The organism is Lignipirellula cremea, from assembly GCF_056501455.1.
The window spans coordinates 3181409-3193376 of the sequence record NZ_CM151415.1; the positions used below are offsets into that span (position 1 = coordinate 3181409).

The 11968-nt window shown below is 65.2% G+C and carries 10 protein-coding genes; 3 read left to right on the top strand and 7 right to left on the bottom strand.

The window, feature by feature from the left end; genetic code table 11:
• Positions 1–143 precede the first annotated feature (143 nt).
• The 4 genes from SH602x_RS12515 to SH602x_RS12530 form a co-directional block, all read right to left on the bottom strand.
• Positions 144–1232, bottom strand: coding sequence for a dipeptide epimerase (locus tag SH602x_RS12515; RefSeq protein WP_479472628.1), 1089 nt, complete (start codon positions 1230–1232; stop codon positions 144–146).
• Between the two features lie 71 nt (positions 1233–1303).
• Positions 1304–2518, bottom strand: a complete 1215-nt coding sequence (locus SH602x_RS12520) for a formylglycine-generating enzyme family protein (RefSeq protein WP_479472629.1) — start codon at positions 2516–2518, stop codon at positions 1304–1306.
• 52 nt (positions 2519–2570) lie between these two features.
• Positions 2571–3770 carry a formylglycine-generating enzyme family protein gene (locus SH602x_RS12525; protein ID WP_479472630.1) on the bottom strand — a complete coding sequence of 400 codons (1200 nt, stop codon included), beginning with the start codon at positions 3768–3770 and terminating at the stop codon, positions 2571–2573.
• A gap of 341 nt (positions 3771–4111) precedes the next feature.
• On the bottom strand, positions 4112–4246 hold the full coding sequence (locus SH602x_RS12530) for a hypothetical protein (protein WP_479468109.1): 135 nt from the start codon (positions 4244–4246) through the stop codon (positions 4112–4114).
• Positions 4247–4902: 656 nt separating this feature from the next.
• Here SH602x_RS12530 and SH602x_RS12535 point away from each other — a divergent pair.
• Positions 4903–5439 (top strand): GrpB family protein, encoded by a 537-nt coding sequence (locus tag SH602x_RS12535; RefSeq protein WP_479472631.1) that lies wholly within the window; start codon positions 4903–4905, stop codon positions 5437–5439.
• A 6-nt stretch (positions 5440–5445) separates the two neighbouring features.
• Here SH602x_RS12535 and lhgO read toward each other — a convergent pair whose 3' ends face one another.
• The 3 genes from lhgO to SH602x_RS12550 form a co-directional block, all read right to left on the bottom strand.
• Positions 5446–6639, bottom strand: coding sequence for an L-2-hydroxyglutarate oxidase (gene lhgO / locus SH602x_RS12540; protein ID WP_479472632.1), 1194 nt, complete (start codon positions 6637–6639; stop codon positions 5446–5448).
• Between the two features lie 107 nt (positions 6640–6746).
• On the bottom strand, positions 6747–8552 hold the full coding sequence (locus SH602x_RS12545) for a Gfo/Idh/MocA family protein (RefSeq protein WP_479472633.1): 1806 nt from the start codon (positions 8550–8552) through the stop codon (positions 6747–6749).
• Between the two features lie 168 nt (positions 8553–8720).
• Positions 8721–9815 (bottom strand): hypothetical protein, encoded by a 1095-nt coding sequence (locus SH602x_RS12550; RefSeq protein ID WP_479472634.1) that lies wholly within the window; start codon positions 9813–9815, stop codon positions 8721–8723.
• A gap of 546 nt (positions 9816–10361) precedes the next feature.
• Between SH602x_RS12550 and SH602x_RS12555 the strand changes: the two genes are divergently transcribed.
• Both SH602x_RS12555 and SH602x_RS12560 read left to right on the top strand, forming a co-directional pair.
• Positions 10362–11066: a helix-turn-helix transcriptional regulator gene (locus SH602x_RS12555; protein WP_479472635.1), complete on the top strand. Its 705-nt coding sequence runs from the start codon at positions 10362–10364 to the stop codon at positions 11064–11066.
• Positions 11067–11224: 158 nt separating this feature from the next.
• Complete coding sequence (locus SH602x_RS12560) at positions 11225–11887, top strand: helix-turn-helix transcriptional regulator (RefSeq protein WP_479472636.1); 663 nt, start codon at positions 11225–11227, stop codon at positions 11885–11887.
• The last annotated feature ends 81 nt before the right edge of the window (positions 11888–11968 follow it).

The following is an 11968-nucleotide window of genomic DNA, read 5'->3' on the forward strand; positions in this document are numbered from 1 at the left end:
GGTCTGCCGCTTTTTCGTGCGCGGATCGGCGGGTTCGCGCCTTCGTGTGCCACGGCTGGCTTTTCCAGCCGTGCATGCGACGCTCACCATTCGGCACGGCTGGACAAGCCAGCCATGGCACACATACTCCAGGCGAACGAGCGTCAGCCCTCGAACGTCGCGATCAGGCCTGCTGCCGGATCGATCAGCCGAGCGCCCGTTCCGGTCGAGTCGGGAGCGTCCGCTTCCGGAAACGTCGCGATCCCTTTGTCGACGCGGACGCCTTCCGCGGGATCTTCGGCCAGAAGATAGGCGCCGTCGAGGTCGACGTAGTCGAGCCACGGCAAGAGCTGGGCGAGCGCCGAAATTCCGACGCTGCTCTCGGTCATGCAGCCCGCCATGACAGAGAGGCCGCGGGCTCTGGCCCGTTCGATCAGGCGCCGCGCTGGCGTTAGACCGCCGCACTTCACCAGCTTCAGGTTCACGCCTGCGAAACCGGCGTCGGCGCAGCGATCGACGTCGGCCACGACCCGGCAGCTTTCGTCCGCGAACAGGGGCAGGGGAGAGAGCTTCGCCAACTCCGCGATGCGGTCGTCATCCTCGACGGAGAGGGGCTGTTCGATCAGTTCGACGCCGAACCGCGTGAGAGCCTCGACCATTTCGCAGGCCCGGTCGAACGACCAGCCGGCGTTGGCGTCGACGCGGAAGGGAACGTCGGTCTCCGCCCGGAGCGCGGCGAGAATCTCCAGGTCGTCTTCGCGCCCCAGCTTGATCTTGTAGCGGGGCCAGCCGGCGTTCTCGCGCAGGTTCTCCACCATCGCCGGAATCGCGTCGAGAGCGACGGTGTAGTTCGAGACCGGCACGTCGCTCAGGTCGCCGCCCCACCTGCGGTAAAGCGGCTGGCCCTGCAGCTTGCCCCACAGATCGTGCATCGCCTGATCGATGGCACAGAGCGCGAAGCGTCGCTCGCCCGATTCCGACGCGCTGCCGGCGAGCAGAGGTTCGATGGCGTCGAACAATTCTTCGGGCGGACCGGGCGGCCAGGTCTGCAGGATGGGAGCGACCGCCGTCACGGCCGCGACCAGCCCCGTATCGCTGACGCCGTAGTAGTCGTTGGTCGTCGCCTCCCCGTGACCGACGACGTCGCCTGCCGCGAGGCTGACGAGGATCGTTCGCTGCGAGAGGCTCGTCCCGCGCGAGATGCCGAAGGGACGCTTGAGCGGCAGGTCGAACCGGCGGATCTCGATGCGCATCGTGCGCCTTTCGCGTGGCGGTCGTTCAGGGACGAGCCGCCATGATACGCGTTCGCGACCTCGCCGGCGTCCTACTTCTTCCCGCTCGCTTCCTTCGCCGCCGGCAGCTCGGGATCGACTCGGCCGAGAGCGCCTTTGCCGTCCGAGATTCGGCTGTCGACGTCGTCCTGAATGTCGGCGATGCCCGCTTCCCAGTAGCGTTCCTTCGCCGGCGCGTCGGCGGGAGGATTCAGCGGACGGATGATTCGCATTCCGACGCCCAGCGTCGGCGACTCCGTCAGCCACCAGGGCGACTGCGGGTAGTTCGGATCGCTCGTTCTCCACTCATCGTCATCGCTGCCCCAGCGGCTGGCGCTGCGCAGCTGATTCGCCTCCATCGCGTAGGAGCCGCCGCGCAGCGTGCGGGGATACCGCGTCGTGGGCCACTGCAGAACTTCGGCGGCCGTATCGCCCCGCACTTTCGCCTTCGCGTACCCATCTTCGGTATACGCATCGAGCGTCCACTCCGCGACGTTGCCGTAGATGTCGTAGAGTCCCCACGGACTCGGCCGCTTCTGGCCGACCGGGTGGGTCGCGTCTTCCGAGTTCGCTTCGTACCAGGCGTAGTCGCCGAGCTTCGACGTATCGTCGCCGAAGAAGTAGGGATCCTCCGAACCGGCTCGCGCGGCGTATTCCCATTCGGCCTCGCTCGGCAACCGATAGAACTCGCCAGTGAGGAGGCTCAGCCACTTCGTATACTGCCGAGCCGCGAACTGGCTCATCGTCGCTGCCGGGAGATTCGCCTCCTGGCCGTTGACGTAAGTGAAGCTCGGTTCGTAGAGGTTCGACGGCGACGAAATCACGTCCGCCGCCTGCGGATCGTCGACGGGGCGGACCTTCTGAACGGCGAAATCGACGAAGACGTCCGTCATCGCCATGAAGGTCTGGTACTCGGCCCAGGTCACTTCCTTGTCGGCGATCCAGAAGGGTTCGACCTTCACTTCGAACGCAGGGCCCTCGGAGGCGTCGCGACCCGGTTCGTTATCCGGGCTGCCGAAGCGGAACGTGCCGCCGGGGATCGGGACCATCGTGAAGGTAGGCTCGGTCTCGCCTGCTTTCAGCGGCAGCCTCACGGTGTAGGGCACCATGAAGCCGCGGTCGGTCTCGACGAAACGGCCCTCCGTCGGCCGATCCTTCACCAGACCCAGCGTCTCGGCGGGCTCTGGCGTCGAGGCAGGAGGCTCGTCCGCCAGCAGGGCGAACGGCATGAGAAGCAACATCGCGACGGGGCTGAACGCGAACCTCATCAGGCGCTCCTTCTTACGAGGATCAGGCAGCCGTAGCGGGGCGAGAAGCGACCTACTTCTTCTCGACTTCGGCCTTCGCGGCGGGCAGGTTCTGGTCGATCCAGCCGTAGGCGCCGCGGCCTTCGGCGTCGATGCGGTAGTCGACGTCTTCCTGGATCTCCTCGACGTCGGCCTTCCAGAACTTCTCCTTGCCTTCGACGTCGGTCGGCGGATTCAGCGGGCGGATGATCCGCATGCCGACGCCGAGCGCGTCCTCCTGCGTGAACCACCAGGGCGACTTCGGAATGTTCGGATCTTCTTCCCGCCAGTCGTCGTCGCTGCTGGCCCAGCGGCTGGCGCTGCGGAGCTGATTGGCGTTCATCGCGTACGATCCGCCGCGGAGCGTGCGGGGATAGCGGGTCGTCGGCCACTGAATGACGGCGGCGGCCGTATCGCCCTGTTCCTTCGCCTTGGCGTAGCCCTCTTCCGTGTAGGCGTCGAGCGTCCACTCCGCTGCGTTGCCGTAGATGTCGTAGAGTCCCCAGGGATTAGGCTTCTTTTCGCCGACGGGATGCGTGGCGCCGTCGGAGTTGTTCGCGTACCAGGCGTATTCGTCGAGCATCGCGGCGTCGTCGCCGAAGAAGTAGGGACCGTCGGACCCCGCCCGGGCGGCGTACTCCCATTCGGCTTCGCTGGGGAGGCGATAGAACTGGCCCGTCAGCAGGCTGAGCCACTTCGTGTACTGCTTGGCCGCGTACTGGCTCATCGTCACCGCGGGCAGCGTCGGCTCGTCGCCGTTGCCGTAGGTGAAGCTGGGGTCGTACAGGTTCGACGGGGCCGAAACGACGTCGGCGGCATGTTCATCATCGAGCGGGCGGACCTCCGCCACGGCGAACTTCACGAACAGATCGCTCATCGCCATGTAGGCCTGGTACTCGGCCCAGGAGACCTCCTTGTCGGCGATCCAGAAAGGCTCGATCTTCACCTCGAAGGCGGGGCCCTCGACGGCGTCGCGTCCCTGTTCGCTCTCGGGGCTGCCGAAGCGGAACGTGCCGCCCGGAACGGGAACCATGGTGACCGTTCCCTTGTCGCTGCCGATGTGGATCGGCAGATCGAAGGTATAGGGCACCATGAAGCCCTTGTCGGTCTCGACGTACCGACCGTCCGCCGGCTTCTCCTTGACGAGTCCTAAACCAGCGCCTGCCGGTTCGTCGCCGTGCAGGGCGGCGACGGACAGAAAGAGCGCCGCGAGACAGAAACGTGCGAAACGCATCGATCGAACCTTGGGAATCGTGTAACGAATTACGCGAGTCGACCGATCGAGCGGTCGACCCCGGCGCGCAGGGAGGCGGGGGAGAATCGACGCCGCGGGCGTCGCTGCGCGTGGCACCGTCAGTATAACTGACGAAACTTCTGGGGGCAGAAGTTGCCCGGAGCTGCGAGCACCCCGGAACTGCGACGGGGCGAGCGACGCAATCGGAGCTATGTGCCGGCGCTTAACGAACCGCTCTCGCGAACGCATCCTGGCGCGCAGCGCACGCCCCGCCGTGAAAGCAGGGCGGGGGCGACAGGCGACGCCGAAGCAGGCAGTCGCCGCAAAGCGAGCCGCGGTAACTACTTACCGGGCAACGCGTTGGCGCAGGCGCACTTGGGGCAGCGCGTCAGCTTGTTGTTGAGCTTCGCGTTGCACTTGCTGCAGCGACGATTGCGCAGCTTCTTCTTGTAGGCGGTGCGAGGTCGCAGAACCATGACGCGCTCCGGCGCGAGAGCCAGCTAGGGTGACATGCGGGAAAGCTCGCCAACATACCGCCGCTTCCGGCATTCCGTCAAGCGGCGAGGCGTCGTGGTAGTGGGCTAGTTTGGGCATCACGTCTGGCCAGGGTAGGCTGATCGGATGGCCAATCCTTACAAACCGCCGCAAAGCTCGTCTAATTCCTTCGCCTCAATCGATGACAGGCCCCCCTTGAGCGTTGCACTGCGAGCGGTTCTGGTCGTCGTCATTCTGGCGCTTTGTCTAGCGATCGCTTGGCTAACGGCGCTTCTGATCGAGTTCTCGGATCGTATTGGGGCGGACGACGTTCAATCGGGGCCGCCGGACAGTTCAATGCCTCAGCCGTAGTTTGCTGCCCCCCGAGTAGAGATCGTCGAACTTACAGAAACGATCCGTCGCCCTGGCCATCATCGCTGCTGTCGGGCGTAGCTTCCCCGGCGCTCTGCTCTTGTCGGTGTTCCGCGGGTGCCAGACGAAATTGTCGCCCCGACGACCGATATCGGCGCCTAGATTTTTCCGTGGGGAATAGCGACGCTGCCGATGGTCGCCGACCCCGCATCTTCTACACTGTCGCGGCGCCGGGCGAGTCCTCTCTCGCAGGCGCGGCCGTTTCCTTCGACGAACGAACGGGCTCGTGTCCAGGGACGTTCCACTTAGCCTTCACTCGTACGACGATCGCTGGCGTCAGGAATTCGAACAGGCGCGGTCGTTGATCCTCTTCGCTGCCGAGGGAGCGATCGGAGCGGTCGAGCATGTCGGCGCGACGTCCGTGCCGGGGATGAGCTCGCTTCCCTGCATCGATATGATCGCGGCGGTCGACGACGCGGACGAGATCGAGCGGACGCTACCCTATCTCCGCGGCCTCGATTACTGCCCCCAGCCGGCGCCGTTCGACGATCCGGACGGCGCGATCTATCTGCTCAAGCCGAAGGGGCTCATCGCGGCGTTTTCGGTGACGCTGGTCGAACTCGGCGGAGAAGCGTGGTCGCGGCGGCTGCTGATCCGCGACTGGCTCCGCACCCGCGAGGAAGCGGCGGAGAGTTACCTGCGACTGCGTCGTCAGCGACTCTCCGCGGCGCCGGACGATCGCGAAGGGTACGAACGGGCGAAGGCGAGCTTCCTGCAGCATATCGTCGACCAGGCGGACGCCCACTTTCGGGATTCGACCTGAGAGCGGTCAGTCCAGCAGCGCCAGCCGGTCGCAGATCTCTTCGCCGATGCGAAGGGACGCGGTCGCGGCGGGCGAGGGGGCGTTCGCCACGTGCACCATCCGCCCGTGCGCGACGACCAGGAAGTCATCGACCAAGGCTCCCGCGCGGGTCAGCGCCTGCGCTCGCACGCCGGCGTTCGCGGGAACGAGTTGCTCTCCGCGGATCTCGGGCACGAGATTCTGAAGGGCCCGCACGAACGCCGACTTGCTGAGCGAACGCTGCATCTCGCCGAGGCCGGGGCGGAGATTGCCTGCCGCCAGTCGAAGGAAGCCTGGAAAGGTAAGCGACTCGAACAGGTCGCCCAGCCGCACGTTTCGCCAGGCGTACCCTTCGCGAGCGAGGGCGAGCACGGCGTTCGGTCCGCATTCGACGCTGCCGTCGACCCGGCGCGTGAAGTGCACGCCCAGGAAAGGGAAGCGTCCGTCCGGAACGGGATAGATCAGGTTTCGACAGAGCTGCCGCGCGGCGGGGACGAGGTCGTAGTATTCGCCGCGGAAGGGGACGATCCGGGCGTCGACGTCGACGCCGCTGGCCCTCGCGACGCGATCGCTGAACAGGCCCGTGCAGTTGACGATGCGTCGTCCGCGGATCGGCGCCGCATCCGTCTGCACGATCGCGGGATCGAGCGTCGCCTCGACGCGCACGACGCGGGTTCCGAACCGCAGGTCCGCGCCTGCCGCGCGGAGTGACTTCGCCAGTTCCTGGCAGACCGCGGGGTAGTCGACGATCCCCGCTTCAGGAACGTGGATCGCTTCGACCCCACACGCGTGCGGTTCGAGTTCGGCGAGGCGTTCAGGTCCGATCCGCTCGCAGGCGACGCCGTTCGCCCGGCCTCGTTCGAAGATCCGGTCGAGCGCCGGCCGTTCGCTCTCGTCGACCGCGACGATGACCTTGCCGCAGAGTTCGTAGCGGATGCCGCGTTCCTGGCAGAACGCTTCCAACATTCGCTTGCCCGCGCGACAGTCTTCCGCGCGACGGGAGCCCGGCTTGTAGTAGATGCCGGAGTGCAGGACGCCGGAGTTCCGACCCGACTGATGAAGCGCGACGTCACGCTCCTTCTCGACCAGACAGATCGCGTCGCCCGGTCGACGAAGCGACCAGCGCCAGGCGGTCGCCAGGCCGATGATCCCTCCTCCGAGAACGACCAGGTCGTAGGTCATCGCTGTTCATCGAGCCGGCAGGGCTCTTGCGCATGAAAAGAAGGTCGCCGACGACGTCGGCGACCTTCCTAGCATCTGTCAGAGAACGCTGTATCGCCAGAGCGGGTCTACGCGTTCTTGAAGTTCGACAGTTCGGCTTCGACGCTGGAACCGTCCGGCGTCGCGGGATCGTTGATGTCGAACCACTCCGGCTTGAACTCGATGAAGCCGCCCTTCCCCTTCTGACCCTGGGAGACGGCGTACTTCGCGGTCAGCGCGGCGACGGCGTCGGCGGTGGCGACTTCCGGATAGCAGCGGGGACGATTCTCCGGCGAACGATTCCGGATGCACCAGGCCCAGTGCTCGATCTCTTCGCGGTAGCCGCGGCTGACGTCTTCGGGCTGGGCCGCCTGGGCGACCGCGGCGGGAGGTCCGCCGGACGCCTGCGTATCCATCGTCGGTCCGCCGGCGCCGGCCTTCACGCCGATCTTGGTGGCGGTGTCGTTGGTCTTGTAGAGCATGACCTCCTTCTCCTTGTCGAGAACGAGGGTGCCCTTGGTTCCCATCACCGTCTCGCCGTAGCCGCCCCATCCGTTGCCGTTGATGGTCGAGTAGGAGTAGACGATCTTGTGATTCGGGTTCTCCGCGTAGGCCTCGATGCCGTCCTTCGGCGGGTAGTTCGTGACGACGTCCTTGTATCCGACGTCGATCGACGGCTCGTAGTGCGGTCCGGGGAACTCGAACGTGCAATAGACGTGGTCGTCCGCGTCGCGATCGTTCGGGAAGACGTGACGACCGCCGACGGCGTGAACGGACAGCGGATGGACGTGAGCCTCCTCGCCCGTCTCGGCGGAGTGCAGGGCGCTGACGAACAGACTGGCCGCATCGAGCTGATGGCTCCCCAGTTCGGCCATCAGGCCGCCGCCCGTCCGCTCCCAGATGCGCCAGCGAACGAGTTCTTCCATCGCCGACCGGGGCGCGCCGCTGGGATACTTGGCATCCATGTAGCCATACTCTTCCGCCGCGACGTTCTTGTCGCGATCCCAGGCGGCCCACTGGGCGACTTTCTTGCGCAGCAGTTCGGCGGCGGCGGGATCGGACTCTCCCGCGAGTGCGCTTTCGAACCGCTTCAGCTCCTTAGCGATGTCGTCGATGACCTTCTCGGAGCCCCAGATCTTCTCGCCGCCCGGGATGGGCTGAGCCCAGCTATCCTTGCCCGGCAGGTTTCCGCGGTGCCACTGCGCCTGGATAAAGTGAATCTGACCCAGCAGGCCCCACTTCAGCAGGTTCTTGGCGTTTTCGTACAGCACATTGTAGTGCCGCTGGTGGCCGGTCGCGAGCAGCACTTCCTGCTGGTAGCTGATCTGGCTGATCGCCTTGCACTGGGCCACGTTGTGGGCCATCAGCTTTTCGGTCAGGACGTGCAGTCCCTTCTTCATCGCCGCAGCCGCGACCGGGGCGTGCAGATGCAGCGGCAGGCCGATGACGACCCCTTCGATGTCCTTGTGGGCGAGCAGGTCCTGGTAGCGATCGTAGACCGCGACGTGCTTGCGGGCTTCCTCTTCGGTGTTCCAGCCGTAGACCTTCATCAGGCCGGGCCGCGCCGCAAGGGCCGCAGGCGACGCCCAGTCGCCATGGAAGGCGCGGTGAATGCTCGACGGGCGAATGTCGCAGATCGCGACGACCTCGACATAGTCGGGATTGCATGCGCCGAGCAGGACGTTCCCTTCGTCGCCCGTCCCGATGACGCCGATGCGGACCGGATTGGCCGGTTTGTCGTAGTTGAAGTAGAGCGCGCCGAGACCGATGCCGCCGACGGCGCCGAGGCCGATCACGTCCCGCAGGAAGCCGCGGCGCGTCGTTTCTTCGCGTGCGCCGACCGCCTCGAAATAATTGGCGCGTCCGACTTCACGTTCTTCCGGGGTCAGGTTCATCCGTCCGATCCTCGATATTTCAGGCGGGTCTTGGTCGTTCGATGAGCAGGAGGGTCGCGAGCCGACGAAGGCAGGCTCGACGCATGTACGGACTGCCGTTCATTCTACGCTCGGCAGTCCGAATCGTCCCGAATCCTTCGTCGATCCGGGACGAGAGTCGGCGACGCATCAGACCGCGGCCGGCGTCGCGGCGGCGCCTTCGCGCCGGGCGGTCAGCCGCAGGTACAACGATCGCAGCAGCCCGTCGAGGCCGAGAAACTGGCCGGACGGAAAGGCCATCAGGCAGAGCGCGGCCGCGAATTCGACGAACTGGTAATACACGGGAGCGGCGCCCTCGGCCCAGGGCCACTGGCTCAGGACGACCATCGCGAGGAAGCCCGCCGCGAAGAAGGCCGCTCCCCGAGAAAACAGACCCAGGATCAGCAGCGCGCCGATCGCCAGGTCGAAGTAGGGGATGAAGCTGTCGATCCAGGTCGTGTTCGGTCGGGCCAGCCAGGGGCGCTGCAGGCTCAGCGGTCCGCCGGCGGTTTCGATCTGCGAAGGCGAAGCGAGACTGTTGATTTCCGCTTCGTAGTCGTCCCACATCCGATCGACCGACTTCAGCCAGGGGGTCGCCTTCTTCTTGGCGTCGCCGGCGATCTTGTCGACCTGACCGCGCAGCGAATCCGTCCCGGTCCAGGAGGGGTCCTGGCGATAGGCGGCAACGCGATCGAGATCGCGGTAATAGGTCTGAAGGTCTTCCTCGTTGACGAGAATCAGATAGTCGAACTGGTCGCGATAACGAGCGAGGATGCGGTCCGCCTTGCGCCGCTGATCGGCCAGGCGAGCGATCGCGTCGTTCGTGCGGTCGAGTTCGAATCGCAGTTCCGACGCCCGAACGGCGTTCTTCGACTCCTGCGCCTGCTTCAGTTCCGCTTCGAGCGCCGCCTTCCGCGACTTTTCGACCTCGATCCATTTCTTGTCGCCGATGCCGTAAGCGGCGACGGCACGCTGATGGAACGCGGTCCACGAATCCTTCGTCGGCGAAAGGACGTCGCCCTTCTCGTTCTTGGAATAAACGAGACGTTCGCGACCCTCCCGATCGGGCGTCATCGCATGGAACGCCGGCGCGAAGGGTCCGACCGCGGCGCCGAAGAAGCCGGCCGACGTGAAGCCGTCTTCGACTTTCGTCCAGCCTTCGCGAAAAAAGTGAAAACCGACCGCCAGACGCAGGACGAAGACCGCGACCAGCACGTACACCGGATACTTCCAGTACGACGACAACGATTCCGCTCCGTGTGGGCGCGATGGACGAGCGAGGCAGGGCGGGAGCTGCCGAGCGAGGCAGCCGAATTCAGGCGGGAGCGGCGAATAGCAGCTTCGCCGCAAGCCCCTCATTTAACTGCGCAAACTCCCAAAAGACAACGGTCGCGTTTCGGATCGCGCTCACCTCCGATTCGCCCCGACTTCGATTTGCGAAGTGTCCTTCGGGTTAATGCGTCTTCTGCCGACGACTAAGCGCTCGTGGCAGACACGTTCGCGGAGCTTAGTCCCTCAACTCTTACCGCCGGCCAGCGTTCCGACCCTAAGCCACTGCGTAAGATAATTGGGCGTATCCATTTAGGAGCTTTCGATCAGTCGTTTCGCTCTGCGTGCAGATGCTGTATGACAGCTTCGCGGATTCTCGGGATGCGATAGCGCCCCCCGAATTAGCCGCACGGATTGAATCGGAGTTTGCTGATTTAAGGTTGGAGGGGATAAGATGCAGTGCTGGGAATCTCCACGAGAGGGATATCCCTCACTTTTCGCCTGCACGTCCACGTTACACTCATGACCACGTCTGTCGACTCGCTTCGACTCGCTCAGGCGTTCGAACTAGATCCGAACGTCTCGGCGATCCTGTTGGAGGCCGACGGCTCGCTGGTGTACGTCAATCGCGCGGCACGTTCGGTCTACAGCGCTCATGGCGAACCGGAGGTCGACCGGACCGGGCAGAAGCTACAGGACTTCTTGCCGGCGGAGTGGGTCGAAGAACGGCTCGCCTGGTTTCGGAAGGCGCTCGCCTCCGAGCGTCCGATCGCGGTCCAGCACCTTTACCGGGGCCAGTTGCTCTCGGTCACGATCTATCCGCTCTTCGACAAATCTTCCGGCTGGCGGATCCTCGCGATCTCCCGGCGGACGACTGCCGGCGAGTCCGATCCCTCCTCGATCGACTTCGATCGGGAGGAAACGAAGTTCGTGGAACTCGGCGTGTTTGGCGCCCTGACTCCCCGAGAACTTGAGGTGTTCGTGCTTCTGGGGACGGGCATCTCCGCCCCCGAAGCTGCGGCCAGCCTGCACCGTAGTCCCAAGACGATTGAGCGTCATAAATCTGCGATCGGGCGTAAGCTCGGCGCCTCGACCATGGCGAGCATCGCCACGCTCGCCGCGAAGTCCGGGATTCAGGAACGCCACCTGGCGCTCCGCCGCGTCGTCGTTCCCCCGACCGTCGCTGAACCCGCTGCGCCTCCCCAGCGCAGCGTCTCCTCCGACTGATTCTCCCGCCCTTTCCCTTATCGAATTTGATCAGGCGACTCCTACCGAGACGCCTGCGACTATCGGACGAGGCTCGCCTGACGAGCCGACGGCGATCGTTCGCGCCTGTCGCCAGCCCCGTGCGCAAGCCAGCCAAACAGCCAGCCAAAGGACGTTCGATGAGCGATCCGTTCGCCAGTCGAGAATTCCAGGACATATTCCGCGAGCTTCCAGGCATCGCGACGATGATCGTGAGCGCCGACGGTACGTTCGAGTACGTCAACGACGCCGTCAGCGCCATCTACGAGCTTCCCGCGGCGACGACGCTCGTGGGCAAGAGACTCTCCGACCTGCTCAATCCTGAGTTCGTCGCGGAGCGCCTGGAGCTGATGGAGCGGACGCTCGCGACGCGCAAGCCGCTGATCGTCGACCATCTCTATCGCGGTCGCCCCATCACGGCGACGTTCTTCCCGCTCTACGACGACGACGGCGTCGGGCGGGTGATGATCGTCTCCCGGCATCGAAGTCCGCATGACGTCGACCCGGGCTCGTTCGAGCGAATCCGCTCGCGCGTGATGGACCTGGGGGTTCTGTCGAAGCTCTCTCAGCGCGAGCTGGAAGTCTTCGTGCTGCTCGGCCACGGCATGAGCGTTCCCGAAGTCGCCGCGCGGCTAAAACGGAGCCCCAAGACCATCGAGCAGCATAAAGCCGCGATCGGAAGGAAGCTGGGCGATTCGACGCTTAGCGGCATCGCCCGCGCGGTCGCCGAGATCGGCATCGACGAGGAGCACCTCCGCGCTCATGCGATCGACGTCTTCCGCACCGCCAGCGGCGACGCCTGAACGCAGCCGACGCTCGCGGCGGCGGCCCGGCGCTGCATTGCGGAAAAGCGCTGACGCGCGCGGCGCGGTCGCTGGACATTT

Excerpts from the sequence above, each read along its gene's own strand:
- SH602x_RS12515 (WP_479472628.1), bottom strand. The coding sequence starts at position 1,232 with ATGCGCATCGAGATCCGCCGGTTCGACCTGCCGCTCAAGCGTCCCTTC.
- SH602x_RS12520 (WP_479472629.1), bottom strand. The coding sequence starts at position 2,518 with ATGAGGTTCGCGTTCAGCCCCGTCGCGATGTTGCTTCTCATGCCGTTC.
- SH602x_RS12525 (WP_479472630.1), bottom strand. The coding sequence starts at position 3,770 with ATGCGTTTCGCACGTTTCTGTCTCGCGGCGCTCTTTCTGTCCGTCGCC.
- SH602x_RS12530 (WP_479468109.1), bottom strand. The coding sequence starts at position 4,246 with ATGGTTCTGCGACCTCGCACCGCCTACAAGAAGAAGCTGCGCAATCGT.
- lhgO (WP_479472632.1), bottom strand. The coding sequence starts at position 6,639 with ATGACCTACGACCTGGTCGTTCTCGGAGGAGGGATCATCGGCCTGGCG.
- SH602x_RS12545 (WP_479472633.1), bottom strand. The coding sequence starts at position 8,552 with ATGAACCTGACCCCGGAAGAACGTGAAGTCGGACGCGCCAATTATTTC.
- SH602x_RS12555 (WP_479472635.1), top strand. The coding sequence starts at position 10,362 with ATGACCACGTCTGTCGACTCGCTTCGACTCGCTCAGGCGTTCGAACTA.
- SH602x_RS12560 (WP_479472636.1), top strand. The coding sequence starts at position 11,225 with ATGAGCGATCCGTTCGCCAGTCGAGAATTCCAGGACATATTCCGCGAG.